Here is a 22,197-nt window from a genome sequence, read left to right on the forward strand (position 1 = left end):
GGCGATTCCTATATGCAGGGATCGCCACTCACACCGATAGCGTACGGCCGCCATCCACGCGGATGATCTGGCCGGTGACGAACGGCGCATCGCGCAGCAGCCACAGCACAGTGCCGGCCACATCGTCCGGCGAGCCGGCCCGTTGCAACGGCGTGCGCGCCAGCATCGCCTGCTGGTCGGCATAGGGCTTGCCGTCGCTGGGCCACAGCACCGCGCCGGGAGCCACGCCGTTGACGCGTATCTCGGGGCCCAGTTCCAGCGCCAGCGAGCGCGTCATCGCGGCCTGTGCGGCTTTCGCCATGCAGTACAGCGTGTGTTGCGCCAACGGGCGTTCGGCGTAGATGTCCAGCAGGTTGACGATGCCACCGCGTGCTTCGCGCAGTGCCGGTATCGCCGCCTGGCTGAGGAAGAACGGCGCTTGCGCGTTCGAGGCGAACAACTCATTCCATTGCGCCGGCGTCGCGGTGCCCAGCGGCGTGGGATAGAACGCCGAGGCGTTGTTGACCAGCGCATCGAGCCGGCCGTAATGCGCCAACAGTTGTTCGATCAGTGCCGGCAATGCCGGGATATCGGCCAGTTCGGCCTGCAGCAGCAAGGTGCTGCCGCTGCGCTGCTTTTCCAGCTCGTCGGCCAGCGCACGCGCGTCGTCGACCGAACGGCGATAATGCAACGCCAGGTCGTAGCCGGCTGCGTGCAGCGCACGCGCGATCACCGCACCCACGCGGCGACCGGCACCGGTGATCAACGCGACGGGTCGGTCATGGCGTGGCTTCATGCGTCGGCTCCTGCGGCAATCCAGTGGCCCAGCTTGCCGCAAAGCATGCAGTGCGTCATCCGCTGGCGGACAGTCAGTCCGCTTTCGGCTTGCGCGGATTCCTGCTCGCGGCCTTGCGTGCGGCACTGGCGACCTTGCGCGCGGCGCCGGTGGTCGCCTTGTCGACCAGCTTGTCCATTGCACGGCGCACCGGCGAGGTCTTTTTGCGGGGCGCGGCTTTGGCGGGTTCCGCCGTGGCGGCTGCGGCCTCTTCTTCGTTTTCCATCACGACGTCACCACTGAACAAGGCGATCGCAGTGCTGGCGACCTGTCCGGTGTCGTAATACGCGTAGGCGCCGACACCGAGCGCGCCGATCACCGGCAGCCAGCGCGACAGGCCTTCGCTCACCGTGCGCTGGGTCAGCTTCACGCCAATCTGCTTCGCCACGCGTTGGGCGACGCCATAGGACATCCGGCGGAACACCAGTCGATCGCCCATCTGCACAACCAGGTCGCGGAACGCCTGCGCGGCGGTGTGGCGAAACAGGCACCACAGCATCTGTTCGCGGCCCAGGCTGTGATTGCGACCGTAGGCGGCGGCGATATCGCTGACCATCTGGCCCTGGATCTTCCAGATCGCGATCAGCTCCGGCAGCAGGGTCAGCCACCCCAGCGGCCCGGGTGGCAGCGCCAGCGAGCCGGCGGTGAGCGCGGCGCGCTGGGCCGCGCGCTGGGCCAGCCGGCGCGCCTCGGTCGCGGGATCCTTGCTGCTGCCGATCTTGCTGTCCGGCACCTTGCTGACGAAATCGAGGATCGCCTGGGTCACCCGGTTGTGCTCGACCGGTGCGATGACGGCGGGAACTTGCTCGCTGTGCTTGACCATGCGGGGCTCCGTGGAGATTGCCGCCGTGAACTGGCGTGCATCCATGCAGTCTAGATGAGCCGTGTGAAGCTGGACTCAATGGCTGGCGCAGGCCGGTGGGCAGCAGTCTTGCCCGCAGGCATGACTTCTGGCGGTGGCAGATGGAACGGGTGTTTAGTAATGTTATAACATTACACAATTACTCACCCCATTGCTCCTTGCTGGAACCCTCCGATGAAGCCATCCCTGCTTGCCCTGAGTCTTGCCGCTGCGTTGGCCACGGCCGCCGTCCATGCCACGGATACGCCGGCGGCGCCGACGGCTGCCACTGCCACCGGTACCGATGACCCGGCGGACAGCGGCACCGGCAACGATCAGCCCACGACCAGGGATCTGAGCACGGTCGAGGTGTCCGCCAGGCTGGACCAGGCGCGCAACACGTTGTCGCCGGATACCGGCAGCAGCCAATACGTGATCGACCAGAAGGCGATCGCCCAGCTGCCGCTCGGTGCAGCGACGCCGATGAATCAGGTGCTGCTGCAGGCGCCGGGCGTGGTGCAGGATTCCTATGGTGGTCTGCATGTGCGCGGCGACCACGCGAATCTGCAATACCGCATCAATGGCGTGATCATTCCCGAGTCGATCTCGGGCTTCGGCCAGAGCCTGGACGCGCGCACGATCCAGAGCGTGAGCCTGCTTGATGGCGCGCTGCCGGCGCAGTACGGCCTGCGCACCGCGGCCGTGGTCGACATCACCACCAAGAGCGGCAGCACGCTAGGCAATGGCGGCAGCGTCGGCGTGACCACCGGCTCGTTCGGCACGTTCAATCCGAATGTCTCGCTATGGGGCAGCAGTGGTCCGTGGAGCGCGTTCTTCACGGCGAACTACACGGAGAACAATGTCGGCATCGAGAACCCGACGGCCAGTCGCACGCCAATCCACGACCACACCAACCAGACGAAGGCGTTTGGCGATGTCAGCTACCTGATCGACAGCGACACGCGGCTGAGCTTCCTGTTCGGCGTGGCCAACAACCGCTTCCAGATTCCCAACAATCCGGACCAGACGCCGCAGTTCGGCTATCTGGATACGGTCGGCTTCAACTCCGCCAATCTGGACGAGCAGCAGAACGAACAGACCCGCTTCGGCGTGCTGGCCTTGCAGGGCAAGTTCGGCACGACCGACTATCAGGTCTCGCTGGGTCAGCGTTACAGCGGCCTGCAATATCTGCCTGATGACATCGGCGACCTGATGTTCAACGGTGTCGCCGGCGCGATCAACCAGAGCGATCGCGCCAGCACGCTGCAGGTGGATTTCTCCACGCCGATGGGCGACAACCACACCTTGCGCTACGGCTTGTACGGTAGCTTCGACCATGCCAGCACCAACACCAATTCACTGGTGTTTCCGGCCAATCCGGATGGCAGTCAGGCCAGCACGGTGCCGTTCAACATCTTCACCGGCGATCGGATCACCGCCAGGACCTGGTCCGCCTACGTGCAGGACGAGTGGAGCATCGGCCAGAACTGGACGGTGAACTACGGCCTGCGCGGCGACCAGTACCAGGCGTTCAATACCACCGCCAGCCAGTTGAGCCCGCGCCTGGGCATGGTGTGGCAGGCCACCGCCAGCACCACCGTGCATGCCGGTTACTCGCGCTACTTCACGCCGCCGGCGACCGAGCTGATTTCCTCGACGGATCTCGCCGCGTTCGCCGGGACCACCAACGCGGTGAAGAACTATGGCGACAACACGCCGCTGGCCGAGCGCTCCAACTACTTCGACGTCGGCGTCTCGCAGAATATAGGCAGCGACTGGACGCTGGGCCTGGACACCTACTACCGCACGGTGAGTCGCCTGCAGGACGAAGGCCAGTTCGGTGCGGCGCTGGTGTACTCCACCTTCAACTACAAGTACGGCCGAGTCGGTGGCGCGGAGTTCACGGCGAACTACAACGCCGGTCCGCTGTCGGCCTATTTCAACTTCTCCTATACCAAGGCGATGGGCAAGGACGTGATGACCAGCCAGTACAACTTCAATCCGGAGGATCTGGCCTACATCGCCAACAATTACATTTATCTCGACCACGACCAGAAGTTCACCTCGTCTGGCGGCCTCAATTACGCGCTGAGCGATGCCACCAAGGTCGGCGCCGACTACCTGTTTGGCACTGGCCTGCGCAAGGACGGCAGCGTGCCGAACGGCGGCACCCTGCCGGACTACTTCCAGCTGAACTTCAATGTGTCGCACGACTTCACGTTCGATCATTTCGGTCAGCTGCACACCCAGCTGGCGCTGATCAATGCGCTGGACCGGACCTACGAGCTGCGTGACGGCACCGGCATCGGCGTCGGTGCACCGCAGTTCGGTCCGCGCCGTGGCCTGTATCTGAACCTGCAGAAAGATTTCTGATCCAGGCACGGTCGGCTTTTGTGGGAGTGACTTCAGTCGCGATAGCTTTTGGGAGACCACCGAGAGCATCGCGACTGAAGTCGCTCCTACAGGGGATTCGCGGCTGCGGGTATATGCCTAGGATGTGGGATGTTTCCATCCGCTATGCTTGCCGCGCTTTTCACTACCGGCAAGCCCGATGCCTTCCCGCCTCCCCGATCCCAGCGCCGACGAACGCGCGCATTCCGATCATCTGCTGCAACTGCTGCGCGAGCAGATCGCTTCGCACGGGCCGCTGCCGTTTGCGCAGTACATGGAGCGTTGCCTGTATGCGCCGGGGCTGGGTTACTACAGCGCGGGCAAGACCAAGTTCGGCGCGGCCGGCGATTTCGTCACCGCGCCGGAACTGGGCGAACTGTTCGCGCGGTGCGTGATCAAGGCGGTGCAGCCGGTGCTGGCGATGTTCGGCGACGAGGCGGATTTTCTGGAACTGGGCGGCGGCAGCGGTGCGTTTGCCGAAGCGGCGCTCAAGGCGCTGGCCGACGGCGGCACGCTGCCGCGCCAATACCTGATCCTCGAACCCAGTGCCGATCTGCGCGAACGCCAGCGCGAGCGTCTGCACGCGAATCTCCCGGTCGAACTCCACGCCCGCGTGCAATGGCTGGATCGTCCGCCCGAGCAGGACTGGCGCGGCGTGCTGTTCGCCAACGAAGTGATCGACGCGTTGCCGGCCACGCGCTTTGCCATGCGCCATGGCGAGATCTACGAAGAGTACGTGGCACTCGATGGTGAAGGTCGTCTACTGCGTATCGATCGTCCGGCCGATGCACTGGTGGCCGGTGCGGTGCGCCATGTCGAGCGCGACCTCGGCGCCGACTTCCCCGAGGGCTACCGCTCGGAAATCCTGCCGCAGCTGCCGTACTGGATCCAGGCGGTGGCCGGATCACTGACCGCAGGGCTGATGCTGTTCGTCGACTACGGTTACGTGCGCCGCGAGTTCTATCTGCCCGAGCGCGACGACGGCACCTTGATGGCGCATTACCGCCATCACGCGCACAACGATCCGCTGTATCTGCCGGGCCTGAACGATCTCACCGCCTCGGTCGATTTCACCGCGCTGGCCGAGGCCGGCAACAGTGCCGGTTTCGGCGTGGCCGCCTATCTGCCACAGGCACAGTTCCTGATCGGCGCCGGCCTGCAGGAGATCTTCGAAAGCGAGCAGGCGAAGATCGCCGACGAGCACAGCCGCTACCGATTAGCCCAACAGGTGAAGCGGCTGATGCTGCCCGACCAGATGGGCGAGCGCTTCCAGGCGATGCTGCTGGCGCGCGGCCTCGACGTGCTGCCGCTGCCGGCCGAATTGCTGGCTGCCGATCAGGGCGGCCGGTTGTAGTCACAGCGGCGGACCCGGCGTCGTCGGCTGACGGCACCGGGCGATGACTCGCTCAATGCGTGATTGCCGTCGTACCGGCCGTTGCCGGCACTGAGGCCGAGCTGGCAGGCGCTGGTGCCGAAGTGGCGGGTGCTGGTACCGACGTGGCGGGCGCTGGCAACGGCAGCGGCTGCACCGGCATCGAATCGCTCGCTCGGCGTACCAGCTGACCGCGTTTGAACATATCGCTGGCGACCTGGTAGTAGGCGATCGTCTGGTCGACCATCGCCTGGTTCACCGGCTGGATCGGCGTCGCGTCGCCGGTGGCGTAATCCGGTTTCATCTGCTCCAGCTTGCGCCGCGGCTCCAGCACGGTGAGCACGTCGTCGCGCAGGTAGCCGAGCTTCTCGTAGGTGCCGGGCAGGGCATGCCCGCCGCCCGCGGGCAGCTGGAACACGTCCTGGCCGAAGAAGCGCGTGCGGTAGCTGAAGTTGAGCATGCCGAGCAGGGTCGGCGGGATGTCCAGCTGGCCCATCAGGGTGTGCACGCGCTGCGGCGGGAAGTTCTTCGGCGAATAGATCCACAACGGGATGTGGTAGTGGTTGATCGGTATGGCGGTCTTGCCTGCGCTGGAGGCGCAGTGGTCGGCGGTGATCACGAACACGGTGTTGTCGAAGTAAGGCTTGCTGCGCGCTCGCTCGATGAAGTCCTTGATCGACCAGTCGGTGTACGCCACCGCCCCCTGACGCGACGGCGCCACCTGCGACACGCGCCCGGCCGGGTAGGTGTACGGCCGGTGGTTGGAGGTGGTCATGATGTGCAGGAAGAACGGCTTGCCGGCCGCCTGCGCGTCGTCCATCTGCTTCAACGCCAGCGTGTACAAGTCCTCGTCGGCCACACCCCATACGTTCTGGCTGTGGATCACCGCATCCTTCGGGATGTCGCCGCGATCCACCGTCTTGTAGCCGTTGTGGCTGAAGAAGTAGTTCATGTTGTCGAAGTAGCCGTAGCCACCGTAGACGAAGTCCGACTGGTAGCCGCGATCGTTGAAGATGCTGGCTATCGAAAACAGATTCTCGTTGTTGTGCTCGCGGATCAGCGAATCGCCGGGCGTCGGCGGCACCGACAGCGACAGCGCTTCCAGCCCGCGCACGGTGCGTGTGCCGTTCGCGTACAGGTTGTCGAAGAACACACTCTGGCTGGCCAGCGAGTCCAGATACGGCGTGAGGTTTTCGGTGTTGCCGAACGTGCCCAGGTAATCGCCGGACAGGCTCTCCACGCTGATCAGCACCACGTTGAGATGCTTCTCCGGCCCAACGTGGGTGATCGCGCGGGTGAGATCCTTCGGGTCGTCGCTGGTGAAGCTCGCGTTCGGCGCCTTCAGATTCTCGCGCAGGATGCCGAATGCCTTGTCGTCCGGCAGGGTCTGGTAGAACTTCGCATAATCGAGATGGCTGCTGCGGAACGCGGCGAAGAACTGGTAGATGCCGTTGCCGGCCAGCTCGTCGACGTAGCTGTTGCCGGTGCGGTCCTTCATGCCGCTGTTGACCGCAAACAGCGAGAGCACGGTCAGCACCAGCCACCACAGCGCCAGCTTGCTGCGTTGCCAGAAGCGGCTGCCGCCATCGCGCGTGCGCAGACCGCGTTTGGTCAGCAGAAACACCACCAGCGCGGCCACCATCAGCAACGCGAGCCAGCGCCCGATCGGGTAGGACTCCTGGATATTGCCGATCACCTCGGTGGTGTAGACCAGATAATCCACCGCGATGAAATTGAAGCGCACGCTGAACTCGTTCCAGAACACCAGTTCGGAGGCCGCCACGAAGAACAGTCCGTACAGCAGCACCAGGCCCATCACGTACATCGCCCACTGCCCGCTGCGCGCGGAGTACGCCAGTGCCGGCATCGGCAGGAAGAACAGGAACAACACGATCAGCGGCCACGACTCATGCACATGCACATGCCACAGCAGGAACACCAGGCCGAGGCAAGCCGCGTACAGCAGCGCCATGCCGAGCAGGTACAGCAGCCACAGGCCGACGCCGGAAATCGGCGCGCGCCGTGCCGGCACCAGCCACAGCATCAGCACCATCGGCCATGCCACGTAGATGAAGGTGACCAAGTCGTAGCCCAGGCCCACGCCGAAGGCGTACAGCAGGTTCAGCGGCGTGTGCGGCACGTCCTGGCCGGACATCACCAGCAGCGCCACGCGGGTGACGAAGGAGATCGCCACGAAGGTGATCGCCAGCCACCAGAGTGGACGGAAACGCTGACGCAGGGGTGAGACAGGGGTGAATGCGCGGGGCACGGGTAGCTCCAGCAGAACGTGAGATCGACGGATGCCCGCTGCGGGCAATCTTTATCCGGGCTTTATACCGCGGATCAGCTTTTCGAGTGGTTAGTTTTCACGGTGGCGATCGCGTCGGTGCGGGCCGCGGCCATGGCTTCGCCGATCGCCGGACCGGCCAGACCTTGTTCGACAAACGCACTCGCATCGACGGACGCTGCTGCGGCACACGCTTCGCGCAGGTACGCGGCCTGCGGATAAGCGTCGTCTTCGTGACCGAGCCGACCGCGCTTGTCGGCCTCGCAGGCGGCGAGGAAGGTGTCCAGCCGCGTGGGGCGACGCAGTGCATCGAGCGCGCCGAGCAGCTTCAGTACCGTGGCCGGCTTCAGTTCGAACGCGCGGTGCGCATTCAGATGCTCGCGGCAGACCAGCTCGGCCAACGCGGCGTGTTCGGTCGGCACCTTCAGTCGTGTGGCCAGTGCGCGAAGCGGCGCCACGCCGCGATGCTCGTGGCCGACATGGCGCGGCAGTTCGTCGGCTGGCGTCAGCGCCTTGCCGAGGTCGTGCGTGAGCGCGCAGAAGCCGACCAGGTCGTCGCCCGGTGCCAGCCGCGCCGCGGCATCCAGCACCATCTCCAGATGCACGCCGGTGTCGATTTCGGGATGGAACTCGGCGCGCTGCGGCACGCCATACAACGCATCGATTTCGGGAAACAGCACGGCCAGTGCGCCGCATGCGCGCAGCACCTGCAGGAACGCCGATGGCCGCGGTTCGCTTAGCGCCTTGCGCGTCTCCGCCCAGACGCGCTCGGGCACCAGATGGTCCACCTCGCCGTCGTCGACCATCTGTCGCATCAACGCCATGGTTTCGTCGGCCACCGTGAAACCCAACGGTGCGAAGCGCGCGGCGAAGCGCGCCACCCGCAGCACGCGTACCGGATCCTCGACAAACGCGGGCGACACATGCCGCAGCACGCGTGCCTCGATATCGCGCACGCCGTGATACGGATCGGTCAGCACGCCTTGCGCATCTTCGGCGATCGCATTGATGGTGAGGTCGCGCCGCGCCAGATCCTGCTCCAGCGTCACGGTAGCATCGACCTGGAACACGAAGCCGTGATAGCCGCGCCCGGTTTTGCGCTCGGTGCGTGCCAGCGCGTATTCCTCGCCGGTCTTCGGATGCAGGAATACCGGGAAATCCTTGCCCACCGGCTTGTAGCCCAGCGCAAGCAAGTCTTCGGGCAGCGCGCCGACCACCACATGGTCGTGATCGACCACCGGTCGTCCCAGCAATTTGTCACGGACCGCGCCGCCGACCAGATAGGTGTGCATACCGGGATTCTGCCATGCGCGCCGGGGCAGCTGTGCGCATAACCGCTGCGCGCTTTATGCGGCCATCGCCCTCACGTAAGCTGACGCAGGGATTACCACCGGAGGACAGGCGAGAGTGATGGCAGGACCTCCTCATCCGCTGATGCAGGGTCGTGCCGTGGGGCTACCGCCGGCAGCGGCCGCCCTGCTGGAGGCTGCCACTGTTGCGCTGGATCGTCAGGAGCCGGCAGCGGCCGAGGCAGCACTGGCTCGCGTGCTGACACTGCAGCCTGATTGTGCGGAGGTGTGGCGCATGTGCGGGCTGCTGCAGCATTTGCGTGGCGACTACCCGCAGGCGTTGGTGCTGCTGCGACAGGCGCAGGACCTGCGGCCTGCCGACGCGCTGATCCAGATGAATCTTTCAATGTCACTGTATGCCAGTGGCGAATCCGAGGCTGCCGTGGCATGCCTGCAGCGGGCTTGTGCGATGGTGCCGGATTTTGCGCCGGGCTGGTTCAGCCTTGGCGAGATGTACCTGTCGCAGGGACGTCCCGCCGGCGCCATCACCGCCTTGCAACGGACGCTGGATATCGACCCGGGGCATGTGCCGGCGCGGATCATGCTGGCACAGGCCGAGGCTGGCCTCGGCATGGCCAAGCTGGCAAGCGCGAACTACCGCGAGGTGCTGCGTCGCCAGCCCGGCCAGTCGACGGCGTGGTTCGAGCTGGCCAGTCTCGACGTCGAGCCTTTCAGCGCGACCGACGTCACTCGGTTGCAGCGGGCACTGCGGCGGCCCCACGCGACCATCGCCGCACGCGTCGCGCTCGGTTTTGCGCTGGTCCGGGCGCTGGAGGATCAGGCCGATCCGCCGGCGGCGCTGCGTGCACTGCACAAGGTCAACGCCTTGCAGCAGCGACAGCTGAACTGGAACCCCGCGTTGGCGAGTGCGCAGGTCGATGCGCTCACCAAGGCTTTCCCCGAACCCATGCAGGGCGCGGCGGATGCGACGCAGGGTGACGGGGTGATCTTCATCGTGGCGTTGCCGCAATCGGGCTCCCTGCTGACCGAGCAGATCCTTGCCGCGCATCCGCAGGCGGTTGCTGCCGACGAGGTAGTCGATCTGCGGCAGATCCTCGATGCCGAGTCGGCAGGTCGTCGACAACCGTTCCCGCAGTGGGTGGGTTCGGCGACAGCGGCCGACTGGTCGCGGCTGGGGCAGGCTTACTTGGCGCGTATCGAGCGCTGGCGTGGACACAAGCCGCGTTTCATCGACCGGAACTCGCTCAACTGGCAACTGGTGGGCGCGGCCCTGGCGATGTTGCCGGGTGCGCGCGTGGTGAACAGTCGGCGCGAGGCGTTCGAAAGCTGTTTTGCCTGCTATCGACAGTTTTTCGTCAGCGGCAACGACTTCAGTTACGACCTCGATCACATGGTCAGTTACTGGCGTGATTACGATCGGCTCAGCCGGCACTGGCAGCAGCTGTTTCCCGCGCGTTTCCTTGAACATGACTACGAATCTTGGTTGGCCGATCCCGCAGCGCGGGTGCGCCGGTTGCTCGAATTCTGCGACCTGCCGTTTGATCCGGCCTGCGTTCAACCGGCGCGGGCAGCGAATGGCGCACACGTGCCCGGCGGCATTTCGACCGAGCAGCTGCTGCGCCGGGACAGTGCGCGCAGCGCATGGTATGGAGACAGCCTGCAACGGCTGCGTGCCTTGCTGGAGTCGGTCGCTTCACCCTGACCGAAGCCAGCTTGCCCAGCGCCACACTTCGCTTTGGCATCCGTTCAGTCCGGCGACTCTGGCCAGATGACCGCGCTGATATTCTGGCGCGCACCCTCCACGTGGAATCCCGATCATGCGGTTGCATAAATTGTTTTGGGTGTTGTTGCTATGGCCTGTGCTGGTATCCGCGCACCATGCCGACAAGAACGCGCGCGGTCTGCACGATGTCACCGTGCTGATCATCCGGCACGCCGAGAAACCCGACCAGGGCAATGCCCTCAGTCCACGCGGCGAGCAACGCGCGGCAGCCTACGCCAGCTATTTCGATCCGCTGCAGCTCGATGGCAGCACGCTGCTGCCGCAACGCCTGATTGCCACCCGCGACAGCAAGGCGAGCATGCGTCCGCGGCTCACCTTGACGCCGCTGGCCGCACGCCTGCAGCTGCCGATCGAGCAACCCTGGGCCGACGATCAGGTCGACGACCTGGCCAAGGCCTTACGCAAGAAGAACGATGCGCCGGTGGTGCTGATCGCCTGGCATCACGGCCATATCGTGAAACTGATCGAGGCGCTGGGTGGCGATGCCAAACAGTTGCTGGGCCGCAAGACATGGCCGGGCGATGTCTACAACTGGGTGGTGGTGCTGCACTTCGATGGGCAGGGTCGGTTGAGCGAATCCACCAGCCGGCTGGTCCAGGAGCATCTGCTGCCGGGTGATTGAGCGAGGATGGGTGGCGATTCAGTGCCACCGTCGCTTTTCTCGCTCGATGAAGGCGAAATCAGCGCCGGAATGCCCGCGCTTCATTCAATCGCTTTTGCAGCAGTGACCCACCCAGCAACCGCGGCAGCCACGGCGTGAACGGCTGCGGCACGATGCCCAGCGCGGCGTAGCCATCGGTCTTGCCGACCGAGTCGGTGCGCAACGAGCGGAAGTTGTCGAGCGAAAACGGTGTGCCGGGCAACAGGCCGGCGACCTGCGCCTGCAGCTGGCCCAAGCTGTCGTGCAGCGGGATGATCGGCGTACGCAGGCCGGCGGTGTCGCGAATCCGGTGCACGATCTCGCCAAGTGTCAGCACCTCGGGGCCGTATAGCTCAAGGCTGCGGCGCTGGCCGAGCTTGGCGCTGCCGACGCAGCGGGCGATCGCCTCGGCCACGTCGCCGACGTAAGTGGGTGCCATGCGTGCCTTGGCGCGTGCCAGCGGCAGCATCGGCATGCGCCGCAGCAGGACGGCGAAGCGACTGACCAGACCGTCGCCCTCGCCGAAGATCACGCTGGGCTGGTAGATCGTCCAGTCGAGCCCGGATGCCTTGACCAGCGACTCGGCCTCGCCACGCGTCTTCAGATACTGCGAGAGGCCCTGGCCGGCTTTCAGCGAGCTCATCTGATGCAGCCGGCCGACACTGCTGGCATGGCAGGCCGCGATCAGGCGCCTGGTCAGCTCCACGTGCGCGCGCTGGAAGCTGTGCTTGCCACTCGGGTTGAGGATGCCGATCAGGTTGATCACCGCGTCGGCGCCTTCAAGCTCACGGCGCAGCACCTCGTCGTTGTAGACATCGGCGCTGCGCACGCGCACCTGCGGTAGCACGCCCAGTTCACGGTGCTGCTCGCGGTTGCGGCTGAGCAGCACGATGCGATGGCCGTCGGCGGCGAGCCGTGGCACCAGGTGGCTGCCGACGAAGCCGGTACCGCCGAGGATGACGAGTTGCTGTGCGGCCATGCGAATCGATCCTCGGGGCGGGCAGGGCTCTATGGTGAAGCGTGTGGTGTAGAGGCGGCGTTAGCCGGTGCGCTGACCGTCGGGGGTGGCGGACAATCGATCGTCTTGCGCAGCGTTGAGGCGTCTGGCAGTCCATACGGCTGACCGATCGCGGTCAGTCGCGTACTCAGCGGCACCGCGTTGCCGTGCAGGCGCCAGTCGTACATCACGCTGAAGTCCATCACGCGTGCCACGTATTCGCGGGTTTCCTTGAACGGGATGGTGGCGATGAACAGGTCCGGCGCCAGCTGGCTGCGTGCGGCTACCCACTGGTCGACCCGGTTCGGGCCGGCGTTGTAGGCGGCGCTGGCCAGCCATGGCGCGCCGTTGAAGCGCTCGGCCATCTGTGCCAGGTAGCGCGTACCCAGTTCGATGTTTACGCTGGGGTCGTACAGCGAGTCGCCTCCATTCCAGTTCAGCCCGTTGCGCTGGGCGACCAGCTCGGCGGTGGCCGGTACCAGTTGCATCAAGCCGCGCGCGTCGGCGCCGGAGCGGGCGTCGCTCACCCATGCGCTTTCCGCGCGCAGGATGCCGTAGGCCCAGGCGGGGTCGATGCCGGCCTGTTCGGCCTGCGCTACCACGCCGTCCTGGCTGGCGAGCGGGAAGCGCAGCGTGTAGTAGCGCATCGCCTCGCCGTGATTGAGGGTGAATGCCGCGCGGTCGTACCAGCCGCGGGCGTCCGCCAGTTTGACGGCCAGCACTTGCGTGCGTTCGTCGGCGCCATCCAGCGCGCGTGCCCATTCGCGCCGTGCCAGCTTCGGCAGGTCCACCGCGAACAGCTCGAACGCGCGCAGCAGATTGGGTTGAGCAAGCAGCGCCTGCTCCTGCTGCGAGTCGTCGATCGGTGTACGCGGGCAGATCGCGTAGGGCTGGCCGAGCTGGTCGGCGGCGAGGAAGCCGAAGAACGTGGTTTCCCTGGCGAGGTTGGCATACAGCGCCTGTGCCTGTCCGGTCTGGCCGGTGGCAGCCAGCGCGCGCGCGCGGAAGTAGCGCCACTCGCCGTCCTGCTGCTGGCTGGCCGGCATCGCATTGATCGCCGCCAGCACCGCCGGCCATTCCTGCTGCGCCAGCGCCACGCGCACACGCCATTCGCGGCTCGCATCGGATTGCGCGGCGGCGGGCAGGGCGATCAGCCGCGCCAGCGCGTTGTCGTCGAAATCGGTGGCATGGAACAGCGCCAGTGCGTGCAGGATCTGGTTGCGTTGTGGTTCGCTGAAGTTGAAACGTGACTGCAGTTGCTGCCATGCGCTGTCGGCGCTGTCGGACTGGCGTCGCGCCAGCCGGCTCAGCGCCAGCGTGACAGCCTGCGTGTTACGCGGGGTATCGGGCCAATTGACCGCTGCCGCGGCGGCACCGGCCGGATCGCGCAAGGCCTGTGCGAGTTGCTGCGCGCTGCTGCGGTCGTCCGGCGGCAGCCAGTTGGCGAGGCTGGCGACGGTGCCACCTTGACCGGCATCGACGGCACGATCGATCCGCGTCCACAACCGGGCGCTGGTCAGCAGGCCTTGATCGTGTGCGGCGCTCAGTATCGGGTCGCAGGCACTGGGCAGGTTCGGCTTCGTCCACAGCGCGGCCAGATCCTTGTCGAAATCCAGGGTGCTTCCATTCGCCATTCGTGCCTGCAGTGCGTCGCAGCTCAGTGCGTCGTTGAGGCCCGGTTGGTACAGCGCGAGAAAATCGTCCCAGTCCTGGCGCCGTGCCAGTTCCAGCAGGAAATCGCGGCGCAGGTCGGCGGCAGGAATCCAGTCCGGGTATTGCTTGAGGTATGACTCCACGGCGGCGCGATCGATCTGCTGGATGTCGTGCTCGAGCGCGGCAGCCTGCAGGTACGGATACAGCGGATAGTCGCGCAGGTCGGTAGCCATGCTGCGCCAGCCGTCACCGCCCTGCTGGGCGGCGGCATAAGCCTGCTTGAATGCGGCGCGCTGGGCGGCGGTAGGTTCGCTGGCCGCTGCGCCGGTGGCGGCGAGCAGCCAGCCGGCGGTCAACAACAAACCGGCCAGCAGCGTGCGCCGCGAGGGTGAACGAAAAAACATGCGAGCTCCTGCGTCGATCCAGTGGCAGTTTAGTTCATGCCTTCGTGGCGCCAGGTGAACACGGGCCGTCGGCGCAGCGGGAGGCGCCTGTTAAGCTGACGCGCTTCGTCATCAGGATCATCGGAACCGGCATGTCGTCAGCCTCTACGCCCGTCAATCAGCGGCACGCATTCGCCTGGCTGGTGCTGGCCTTGCTGGCACTGGCGGGGGCGTACTGGTGGTGGGCGATCGGTCGTCCGGTGACATTGCCGGATGCGCCGTCGGCGCGCATCGCGTGTGTGTCGTACGCGCCATTCCGCGAGGCGGGCGAAACGCCGCTGGATCCGCACGCATTCATCAGCCCGGCGCGCATCGATGAAGATCTGCGTGCGTTGTCGCAGCGTTTCGATTGTGTGCGCACGTATTCGCAGGGGCAGGGTCTCAGCGCGGTGCCTGAGATCGCCAGCCGCTACGGCATGAAGGTGCTGCTCGGCATATGGCTGGGCGCCAACAAGCAGATGAACGAGCAGCAGGTCCGGCTCGGCATCGCTACCGCGCGCAAATATCCGCAGGTGCTGCGCGGCGTCATCGTCGGCAACGAGGTGTTGTTGCGTGGCGAACTGTCTTCGGCGCAACTGGCCGGTTATCTGCACGAAGTGCGCGCCGCGGTCAGCGTGCCAGTGACGTATGCGGATGTGTGGGAGTTCTGGCTGCGCCATCCCGAGCTGGCCAGCTCGGTCGACTACCTCACCATCCATGTCCTGCCGTACTGGGAGGACACGCCGGTGTCGCCGGAACGCGCGGTGCAGCACGTGGCGACGGTGTACGCGAAAGTGCAGCAGGCGTTTCCCGGCCGTCGCGTGATGATCGGCGAGACCGGCTGGCCCAGCGCCGGACGGCCGCGCCAGGCGGCGAGTGCCAGCGTGATCAACGAGGCGCGCTACCTGCGCGAATTCCTGGTCTACGCGGCCACGGTGCAGATGCCGTACAACGTGATCGAGGCGTTCGACCAGCCGTGGAAACGCGCGCAGGAAGGCACCGCCGGCGGTTACTGGGGCATCTTCGATGCGCAGGCGCGACCGAAGTTCGCGATGGTCGGTCCGGTGACCGAGGAGCCGCGCTGGTGGATCGGCTGGCTGGCCGGTGTGGCGGGCGCGTGGCTGTTTGTGCTGGTCGGCATATGGCGTCGCCGGTGGACGGGCTGGCGCGGTTGGCTCGCCTTGAAGCTGGCCGGGTTTGCCAGTGGCTGCGCATTGGCCTGGCAGGTCCGGCAGATGCTGTACGCCTGTCGTGATCCGTGGGAATGGACGGCGTCGCTGATCGCCTGTGCGCTGGCCCTGTTCAGTGCGTTGTGGCTGGCGCGCTGGATCGCTGCGCGGATGGCCGATGTCATGCTGGTGTCGTTGCCGCGCTGGCTGCGCTTCGGCTGGCTGTTCGTGCTGGCGTTCTACGGCTTGCTGCTGGTGTTCGACGGCCGCTACCGCGATTTTCCGCTGGGCCTGTTCATGCTGCCGTGCGTCGGCTATGCGTTGACTGGCTGGCTGTCCGATCGACGCGAGGCGTCGATGCCGTGGCTGGAGGAGCGTTTCCTCGCCATGTCGGTGTGCTTGCTGGCGACGGTCGTGCTGGCGCAGGAAGCGTGGCTGACACCGGTGGCGTGGCTATGGCTCGGACTGAATCTGTTGATCGCGTTGCCGGTGCTGCTCGAGTGGTGGCACGGACGTCGGCGTCTGCAGACGCAGCAGGCGTAGACAACCGATCAGCAGCGCCAGCGCGCCCGCCTCGTAGCAGTACAACAGCAGCGCGAAAGCACCCAGGGCGGCGGCCAGCCACGCCAGCGACACGCGCCGGCTCAGCAGTGCCATTACGGCGGCGAGCAACGCGACGGCGCCATAGACATCGTGTAGGAAACCCAGCACCAGCCATTGCCGCCACTGGCACCACAGCGGGCTATGGTTGCCACTGCACAACTGGCCGATCGCGCTGGATTCGATCAGGTCATAGCGCAGCCATGCCGCCCCCAGCGCCACTGCCAGCAACGACAACCATGCAAGCAGCGGTCGCCACGCGCGCGCCATCATCGGTGGCGGTCCGACGCGGATGACTTGCCGCCGACATGCGCCGGCAGGCAGATTTCCGCCGCCAGGGGCAGGTGATCGGAGAACGCCTGCGGCAACGTCCAGACCTTGTCCAGCCGCACCGCCGCCGAGGTCAGGATGTGGTCCAGCGCGCGGCGCGGCTTCCAGCTCGGGAAGGTCGGTGTCGATTGTGCCGGCGGCTGCAGGCTGCATTTGTTGAACAGGTGATCCATCTCCGCGCTGCCCGGCTCGGTGTTCAAATCGCCCATCAGCACCGCGTGCGGGAAATCCTGCAGAAGCTCGGCGATGAAGCCGAGCTGGCGCGTGCGCGCGGGGGCGCTCAGCGACAGATGCGCAACCATCACGGCCAGCGCGCTGCCGCCTTCGCCGAACTGCGCCAGCAGCGCACCGCGACCGGGGATGCGGCTGGGCAGCGGGTAATCCAGCACCGAATGCGGTTGCAGCCGGCTGATCAGCCCGTTCGCCGAATGGGCCAGCCGCGCCATCGCGCGGTTCGGCTGATGGCTCCAGTACGGCATGCCGGCGGTTTCGGCGAGATAACGGGTCTGGTTGAGGAAGCCCGAGCGCAGGCTGCCGGCGTCGGCTTCCTGCAGGCCGATCACGTCGAACTGCGGCAACACCTCGGCGAGCCGGTCGAGGTTGTCCATCTTGTTGCGCCCTGGCAGCACTGCATTGATGCTGCGGGTGACGTATTCACTGTAACGCTGCACGCTGGCACCGGCCAGGATGTTGCAGCTCAGCAGGCGCAGACGGCGCTCGGCAGGGGCGGCTTGGAGAATGGCGGCGCGGGTCATCGCAACACACTGCACGGGGAGGGGATGCCGACGGTCACGCAAATGGTGCCGTCAGCGGAACACTGTCATCAGCATGCTCTACACGAAGTGAACCGCGCGCCAGCCGTGTCCTCGCCGGCGCGCGGATAGTCAGCTTACTTGCCGCTGAGTTCGCGCTTGGCCAGCCACAGGGCCACGGCGGCCATTTCGTCCGGGGTCTGCACATTGGCCACGCGGTACTTGCCGTCGACCACGATGCTTGGGGTGCCATCCACCTGCCAGCGCTGGATCAGGTTCAGGTCGGTCTTAAGCGCTGCGGTCGCCTCAGGGGAGGTGGCGATCTGCATGAACTTGTCGCGGTTGACGCCTTGACGGGCATAGAAATCGGCCAGTTCGTCCATCGAACTGATCGGATAATGCTCATCGAACTTGTCCTTGAACAACTGCAGGTGCGTGCGCTCGACCACGCCAAGCTGCTTGGCCGCGTAATACGCACGCGCATACGGGACCCATTCGGCATTGAACGGTGCCGGCACCAGCTTGAATTCCACCCCGGCCGGCAGTTGCTTGCGCAGCTGCTCGGCGATCGGCGCGAAGTGCGCGCAGTGGATGCAGCCGTAGGAAAACACCTCGACCACTTCCACCTTGCCGCTGCTGCTGTAACGCTGGTGCGGACCGGGCAGCGTCACGTATTCGTTGCCTTCGGTGTACGGCGCCGCTGCGCTGGACTGCGCAGTGCAGGCGCTGGCCAGCAGCAGGCCGCCGAGCAGGAAGATGGCACGCAATCGGGTCATTCGCTTGAACATGGAGAGTTCTCTTCGCAGGGCGGTCGCTTGGACGCCGGTCAGGTTAACCGAATCGCTCCGGTCCGCGGCTTACTTGCCAGCCGCTTCCTTGGCCACCAGCCACTGGGTCAGTTCGACGGCCTGTGCGTAGCCACCGGCATTGCCGACATCGAAGCGATACTTGCCGTTGATCACCATGGTCGGGGTGCCGGTAACGCCATAGGCTTTGACCAGGTCGTCGGCCCGCTTCATCTTGATGTTGACGGCGAACGAGTTGGCGATCGCGACGAACTGCTGCGGATCGGCGCCGAACTTCGCGTACACCTTGGCGACGTCCTCGATGGTCGGCAGGGCCGCCGCGGGCTTCAGGCCGGTGCCGGCGGCATTCATCGAACTGAGTTCCTTGGTCTTCCACACCGCGTCGTACATCGCGTCATTGCCCTTGTCGGCAACGTCCATGGCTTGCGCCGTGAAGTACGCACGTTGCAGCAGCGGCCAGTTTTCCTGCGGAATGAACGAGGCCGGCACGTACGTCATCACCGCATCCGCTGGCAGGCTGCTGGCGATCTGGTTGGCCGTGGCGTGGAACGCGTTGCAGGACGGGCAGCCGTAGGAGAACACCTCGGTCACTTCGATCTTGCCCGGATGGCTGGTCGGCTGCGCGGGCTCGATCAGGAAGTAGTTCTTGCCCTCGACCCACTTGCCGTTGTCGACGAAGGCGGCGGCAGGGGCTGCAGGTGCAGGCGGCGGCGTGGCCGCGCTGGCGCTTGGCGCGGCGCTGGTCGCCGCTGCCGCCGGCGTGGTCGTGGTGGCCGCGCTGGCTGGTGTCGGGCTGCTGGTGGCCGGAGCGGTGGTCGCTGCGCTGCTGGTCGCCGCTGCGGCTGGCTGGGCATTACTGCCGTTGTCATGGCTGCAGGCGGCAAGCGCGAGCAGGGCGGCACACAGGAACGGCAGACGCTTCAACATGGCTTACCTCTAGGGAAAGATCCGATCGGACTGATCTGAATCAGGCTGATCTGAATCGGGGTAGGGCTGAAACCGACAGCGCCGACCTCTCGGTCGGCGCGTGGATCGATCAGATCAGGGTGTGGCGGCAGCCGGCTGGCTGTCGGCGCTGTGCAGGCCCTCGATGTAGCTGGCCAGTGCGGCGATATCGTCGGCGTCGAGCTTCTGTGCGATCGACGGCATGATCTGCGAGTGCGCGTCGGTACCCCAGCTGGTGCCGTCATGCCAGGACTTCAGCGTGGCCTGGATGTACTGCGCGTGCTGGCTGGTCAGCTCGGGATACATCGCGCCCGGATTGCCGTGGCCGTCGATGCTGTGGCAGGCCATGCAGGCGGGGATGTCGCGCTTGGTATCGCCCTGACGGAACAGCGTCTCGCCTTTTTCCACCAGGGCCTGATCGGCCACGCCGGGCAGCGGGGTCTTGCTGGCGAAGTAGGCACCGATGTCATGCATGTCCTGCTCGGACAGTGGCGTGGCCATGCCCAGCATGATCGGGTTTTGCCGCGTGCCGGCCTTGAAGTCGGTCAGCTGGCGGACGATGTACTGCTCGCTCTGGCCGGCCAGCTTCGGGTATTGCGCGTCGCTGGAGTTGCCATCGAGGCCGTGACAGGCGCCGCAGACGGCAGCCTTGGCCTGGCCGGCGGTGGCATCGCCCGGCTTGATGGCGGCTTCGGCGGTCGGTGCGGCTGCCATGCTGCTCGTGTTCGCAGGCGTGGCAGCCGTGCTGGCAGCGGCTGGCGCGGCGGTTTTCGGCTGCGCATCCTGGGCCATCAGCGCACTGGCGGACAGCGCGAACACGAGGGCTACGGCAGACCCGAGAACAGCGGGTCGAAAACCAGCGGAGCGAAAACTCATACACTTGACTCCCGAAAGACTTGCAAACACTGCCGTCGATTGCAGCCATCAGGCCTGCAGCAGGCAGAAACCGCAGAATTATCCCTGTGCCACCGTACCTTGGTCAAACCATTCCCATGTCGAATCCCCTGCAAGGCGCGCAGTTTGTGCTCGCCGCCCATCGCATCAGCCAGTTGCCCGCCGATCAAGGCGCCGAAGTGGCGTTCGCCGGTCGCTCCAATGCCGGCAAGTCCAGCGCCCTGAATGCGCTGACCAATCACAAAGGGCTGGCGCGCACTTCCAAGACGCCCGGCCGCACCCAGCAGATGGTCGCGTTCAGCCTGCCGCCGCCGGTCCAGGTCGATGGCCAGCCACCGCTGGATGTGCGCCTGATCGATCTGCCCGGCTACGGCTACGCCAAGGTGCCGCTGGAGATGCGCGAGCACTGGAAGCTGGAGATCGACGCGTATCTTCATCAGCGCCGCAGCCTGCGCGGGCTGGTGCTGATCGTCGATATCCGCCATCCATTGAAGGAGTTCGACCGGCTGATGCTGGAGTTCTGCTTCGCCACCCAGCTGCCCTGCCATCTGCTGCTGACCAAGGCTGACAAGCTGTCGCGCGGCCAGGCCACGCAGGCGCTGGCCGCGTTGCGCAAGCAGTTTGCGGCCGAAGGCTTGCATGCCACCGCACAGGTGTTTTCCTCGTCGGCTGGTACCGGTGTGGATGAAGCGCGACAGGCGGTGATGACCCTGCTGCGGCAGCCGCGCGAGGGTGCGCCTCAGGGGCGCTAGCGCTGACGCTTTCCTGTAGGAGCGGTTTCAGCCGCGATGCTCTTGACCGGTCACCAGGAAAAGCATCGCGGCTGAAGCAGCTCCTACAAATCGGGGCAATCAGCCGCGCACGGCTTCCATGAACACCGCGCATAGCGCCTGCATGCCGGCGCGATCGTCCTCGTCGAAGCGATCGATCACCGGGCTGTCCACATCCCATACGCCGAGCAGGCTGCCGTCGGTCTTGACCAGCGGCACCACGATTTCCGATTGCGAGGCGGCGTCGCAGGCGATATGCCCGTCGAACGCATTCACGTCGCGCACCAGCTGGGTTTCGCGTGTCTGTGCCGCCGTGCCGCAGACACCGCGGCCGAGCGCGATGCGAATGCACGCCGGCTTGCCCTGGAACGGGCCGACCACCAGCTCGGTGCCGTCGAACAGGTAGAAACCGGCCCAGTTCAACTCGGGCAGGCTGTGGTAGACCAGCGCGCTGAAATTCGCTGCGTTCGCGATCGGGTCGCGTTCGCCGGCGAGCAGGCCGCGTGCCTGCTGCACCAGGTCCTCGTAATGTTCCCGCTTGCTGGCGTGAACAGGTGACTTCAGTTCGAACATGAAGTGATCCGTAGTCAAAGTACTTATTATGCGCCGGGTGAACCGTGCCCAGGCATGTGAATGGCGATGGATGGAACGGATCGCCATGAAACCTCATCCGACATGGGATTGGACTTGTCCGAGATCAACTGCAGTGTCTTCATCGCCGGCACCGATACCGGCATCGGCAAGACCCACGCAGCGTGCACGCTGCTGCATGCGTTGCGTGCCGCCGGCCACACGGCCTGCGGCATGAAGCCGGTGGCCAGCGGTTGCGTGGGCACGCCGGAGGGCTTGCGCAATGACGATGCGCTGGCATTGCAGGAAGCCGGCAGCGCGGTGTTGCCGTATTCGCTGATCAATCCGGTCGCGCTGCGCGATCCGTTGTCGCCGCATCTGGCGGCTGCGCATGATGGCGTGGAAATTTCACTGCTGCCGCTGCGCCGGGCGTTCGAGCAACTGACTGGCAGCCATCAACGCGTAGTGGTCGAAGGCGTCGGCGGCTGGCTGGTGCCGCTTGCGCCGCAACTGTTCGCGGCGGATATCCCGAAGCAATGGCAGTTGCCGGTGATCCTGGTGGTCGGGCTGCGGCTGGGTTGCCTCAACCATGCGCTGCTCAGTGCGCGGGCGATCGAGGCGGACGGTTGCCGGCTGCTCGGCTGGATCGGCAACCATATCGATCCGCACATGGCTGCGCTGGAAGAAAACCTGGCGACCTTGGGCGAACTGCTGCCGGCGCCATGCCTCGGCGTGCTGCCGCATGGCGTGGCGCCAGCGGTGGCAGCCGTGTACCTGCATGCGGCCGTGGCGGCCTTGGACTGAACTTCACATCCGCTGTGCTTGGATGGCGTGGATTCCCATCGCCGGAG

General features: G+C 65.7%; 19 protein-coding genes. 7 read left to right on the forward strand and 12 right to left on the reverse strand.

Annotation, left to right across the window (positions count from 1 at the left end):
* Nucleotides 1–28 precede the first annotated feature (28 nt).
* Both B0E48_RS15240 and B0E48_RS15245 read right to left on the reverse strand, forming a co-directional pair.
* Nucleotides 29–775 (reverse strand): pteridine reductase, encoded by a 747-nt coding sequence (locus B0E48_RS15240; RefSeq protein ID WP_077519005.1) that lies wholly within the window; start codon nt 773–775, stop codon nt 29–31.
* 73 nt (nt 776–848) lie between these two features.
* Nucleotides 849–1,637, reverse strand: coding sequence for a hypothetical protein (locus B0E48_RS15245; RefSeq protein ID WP_077519176.1), 789 nt, complete (start codon nt 1,635–1,637; stop codon nt 849–851).
* A gap of 213 nt (nt 1,638–1,850) precedes the next feature.
* Here B0E48_RS15245 and B0E48_RS15250 point away from each other — a divergent pair, with 213 nt between their 5' ends.
* On the forward strand, nt 1,851–4,028 hold the full coding sequence (locus tag B0E48_RS15250) for a TonB-dependent receptor (RefSeq protein ID WP_077519006.1): 2,178 nt from the start codon (nt 1,851–1,853) through the stop codon (nt 4,026–4,028).
* A gap of 178 nt (nt 4,029–4,206) precedes the next feature.
* The gene (locus B0E48_RS15255; RefSeq protein WP_077519007.1) at nt 4,207–5,400 is read left to right on the forward strand and encodes an SAM-dependent methyltransferase; all 1,194 of its coding nucleotides are present in this window, start codon (nt 4,207–4,209) and stop codon (nt 5,398–5,400) included.
* Nucleotides 5,401–5,452: 52 nt separating this feature from the next.
* On the opposite strand, the gene B0E48_RS15260 is transcribed toward B0E48_RS15255, so the two are convergent.
* On the reverse strand, nt 5,453–7,687 hold the full coding sequence (locus B0E48_RS15260; protein ID WP_139350314.1) for an LTA synthase family protein: 2,235 nt from the start codon (nt 7,685–7,687) through the stop codon (nt 5,453–5,455).
* A 74-nt stretch (nt 7,688–7,761) separates the two neighbouring features.
* Complete coding sequence (locus B0E48_RS15265) at nt 7,762–8,997, reverse strand: multifunctional CCA addition/repair protein (protein WP_077519008.1); 1,236 nt, start codon at nt 8,995–8,997, stop codon at nt 7,762–7,764.
* A gap of 118 nt (nt 8,998–9,115) precedes the next feature.
* On the opposite strand from B0E48_RS15265, the gene B0E48_RS15270 reads away from it, so the two are divergent.
* Both B0E48_RS15270 and B0E48_RS15275 read left to right on the forward strand, forming a co-directional pair.
* Nucleotides 9,116–10,717 (forward strand): tetratricopeptide repeat-containing sulfotransferase family protein, encoded by a 1,602-nt coding sequence (locus B0E48_RS15270; RefSeq protein ID WP_254423989.1) that lies wholly within the window; start codon nt 9,116–9,118, stop codon nt 10,715–10,717.
* A gap of 115 nt (nt 10,718–10,832) precedes the next feature.
* Entirely contained in the window at nt 10,833–11,420 is a 588-nt protein-coding gene (locus B0E48_RS15275) for a flagellar basal body-associated protein FliL (protein WP_077519010.1), read from the forward strand.
* A gap of 58 nt (nt 11,421–11,478) precedes the next feature.
* Here B0E48_RS15275 and B0E48_RS15280 read toward each other — a convergent pair whose 3' ends face one another.
* Entirely contained in the window at nt 11,479–12,417 is a 939-nt protein-coding gene (locus tag B0E48_RS15280; protein ID WP_077519011.1) for a complex I NDUFA9 subunit family protein, read from the reverse strand.
* A 29-nt stretch (nt 12,418–12,446) separates the two neighbouring features.
* Nucleotides 12,447–14,492, reverse strand: a complete 2,046-nt coding sequence (locus tag B0E48_RS15285) for a transglycosylase SLT domain-containing protein (protein ID WP_077519012.1) — start codon at nt 14,490–14,492, stop codon at nt 12,447–12,449.
* 131 nt (nt 14,493–14,623) lie between these two features.
* On the opposite strand from B0E48_RS15285, the gene B0E48_RS15290 reads away from it, so the two are divergent.
* Entirely contained in the window at nt 14,624–16,222 is a 1,599-nt protein-coding gene (locus B0E48_RS15290) for a glycoside hydrolase family 17 (protein WP_077519013.1), read from the forward strand.
* Here B0E48_RS15290 and B0E48_RS15295 read toward each other — a convergent pair.
* The 5 genes from B0E48_RS15295 to B0E48_RS15315 form a co-directional block, all read right to left on the reverse strand.
* A complete protein-coding gene (locus B0E48_RS15295; RefSeq protein WP_077519014.1) occupies nt 16,133–16,552 on the reverse strand; it encodes a hypothetical protein in 420 nt (139 codons plus the stop codon). The two genes, B0E48_RS15290 and B0E48_RS15295, sit on opposite strands and share 90 nt — an antisense overlap.
* Nucleotides 16,549–17,364, reverse strand: a complete 816-nt coding sequence (locus tag B0E48_RS15300; RefSeq protein ID WP_077519015.1) for an endonuclease/exonuclease/phosphatase family protein — start codon at nt 17,362–17,364, stop codon at nt 16,549–16,551. Before B0E48_RS15300 ends, B0E48_RS15295 begins: the two co-directional genes overlap by 4 nt.
* 134 nt (nt 17,365–17,498) lie before the next feature.
* On the reverse strand, nt 17,499–18,149 hold the full coding sequence (locus B0E48_RS15305; protein ID WP_077519016.1) for a thiol:disulfide interchange protein DsbA/DsbL: 651 nt from the start codon (nt 18,147–18,149) through the stop codon (nt 17,499–17,501).
* A gap of 69 nt (nt 18,150–18,218) precedes the next feature.
* The gene (locus B0E48_RS15310; protein WP_077519017.1) at nt 18,219–19,094 is read right to left on the reverse strand and encodes a thiol:disulfide interchange protein DsbA/DsbL; all 876 of its coding nucleotides are present in this window, start codon (nt 19,092–19,094) and stop codon (nt 18,219–18,221) included.
* Nucleotides 19,095–19,208: 114 nt separating this feature from the next.
* Nucleotides 19,209–19,988, reverse strand: a complete 780-nt coding sequence (locus B0E48_RS15315) for a c-type cytochrome (RefSeq protein ID WP_077519018.1) — start codon at nt 19,986–19,988, stop codon at nt 19,209–19,211.
* Between the two features lie 116 nt (nt 19,989–20,104).
* Here B0E48_RS15315 and yihA point away from each other — a divergent pair, with 116 nt between their 5' ends.
* On the forward strand, nt 20,105–20,758 hold the full coding sequence (gene yihA / locus B0E48_RS15320; RefSeq protein WP_077519019.1) for a ribosome biogenesis GTP-binding protein YihA/YsxC: 654 nt from the start codon (nt 20,105–20,107) through the stop codon (nt 20,756–20,758).
* Nucleotides 20,759–20,857: 99 nt separating this feature from the next.
* Here the strand turns inward: yihA and B0E48_RS15325 are convergent, their stop codons facing one another.
* The gene (locus B0E48_RS15325) at nt 20,858–21,349 is read right to left on the reverse strand and encodes a GAF domain-containing protein (RefSeq protein ID WP_077519020.1); all 492 of its coding nucleotides are present in this window, start codon (nt 21,347–21,349) and stop codon (nt 20,858–20,860) included.
* A 123-nt stretch (nt 21,350–21,472) separates the two neighbouring features.
* Between B0E48_RS15325 and bioD the strand changes: the two genes are divergently transcribed.
* Nucleotides 21,473–22,150, forward strand: coding sequence for a dethiobiotin synthase (bioD, locus tag B0E48_RS15330; RefSeq protein WP_077519178.1), 678 nt, complete (start codon nt 21,473–21,475; stop codon nt 22,148–22,150).
* Nucleotides 22,151–22,197 lie beyond the last annotated feature (47 nt).

The organism is Rhodanobacter sp. C03 (genome assembly GCF_002001175.1).
Taxonomy (GTDB): domain Bacteria; phylum Pseudomonadota; class Gammaproteobacteria; order Xanthomonadales; family Rhodanobacteraceae; genus Rhodanobacter.

Coding starts and splice junctions, on each gene's coding strand:
- B0E48_RS15240 (WP_077519005.1), bottom strand. CDS start 775: ATGAAGCCACGCCATGACCGACCCGTCGCGTTGATCACCGGTGCCGGT.
- B0E48_RS15245 (WP_077519176.1), bottom strand. CDS start 1,637: ATGGTCAAGCACAGCGAGCAAGTTCCCGCCGTCATCGCACCGGTCGAG.
- B0E48_RS15250 (WP_077519006.1), top strand. CDS start 1,851: ATGAAGCCATCCCTGCTTGCCCTGAGTCTTGCCGCTGCGTTGGCCACG.
- B0E48_RS15255 (WP_077519007.1), top strand. CDS start 4,207: ATGCCTTCCCGCCTCCCCGATCCCAGCGCCGACGAACGCGCGCATTCC.
- B0E48_RS15265 (WP_077519008.1), bottom strand. CDS start 8,997: ATGCACACCTATCTGGTCGGCGGCGCGGTCCGTGACAAATTGCTGGGA.
- B0E48_RS15270 (WP_254423989.1), top strand. CDS start 9,116: ATGGCAGGACCTCCTCATCCGCTGATGCAGGGTCGTGCCGTGGGGCTA.
- B0E48_RS15275 (WP_077519010.1), top strand. CDS start 10,833: ATGCGGTTGCATAAATTGTTTTGGGTGTTGTTGCTATGGCCTGTGCTG.
- B0E48_RS15280 (WP_077519011.1), bottom strand. CDS start 12,417: ATGGCCGCACAGCAACTCGTCATCCTCGGCGGTACCGGCTTCGTCGGC.
- B0E48_RS15285 (WP_077519012.1), bottom strand. CDS start 14,492: ATGTTTTTTCGTTCACCCTCGCGGCGCACGCTGCTGGCCGGTTTGTTG.
- B0E48_RS15290 (WP_077519013.1), top strand. CDS start 14,624: ATGTCGTCAGCCTCTACGCCCGTCAATCAGCGGCACGCATTCGCCTGG.
- B0E48_RS15295 (WP_077519014.1), bottom strand. CDS start 16,552: ATGATGGCGCGCGCGTGGCGACCGCTGCTTGCATGGTTGTCGTTGCTG.
- B0E48_RS15300 (WP_077519015.1), bottom strand. CDS start 17,364: ATGACCCGCGCCGCCATTCTCCAAGCCGCCCCTGCCGAGCGCCGTCTG.
- B0E48_RS15305 (WP_077519016.1), bottom strand. CDS start 18,149: ATGTTCAAGCGAATGACCCGATTGCGTGCCATCTTCCTGCTCGGCGGC.
- B0E48_RS15310 (WP_077519017.1), bottom strand. CDS start 19,094: ATGTTGAAGCGTCTGCCGTTCCTGTGTGCCGCCCTGCTCGCGCTTGCC.
- B0E48_RS15315 (WP_077519018.1), bottom strand. CDS start 19,988: ATGAGTTTTCGCTCCGCTGGTTTTCGACCCGCTGTTCTCGGGTCTGCC.
- yihA (WP_077519019.1), top strand. CDS start 20,105: ATGTCGAATCCCCTGCAAGGCGCGCAGTTTGTGCTCGCCGCCCATCGC.
- B0E48_RS15325 (WP_077519020.1), bottom strand. CDS start 21,349: ATGTTCGAACTGAAGTCACCTGTTCACGCCAGCAAGCGGGAACATTAC.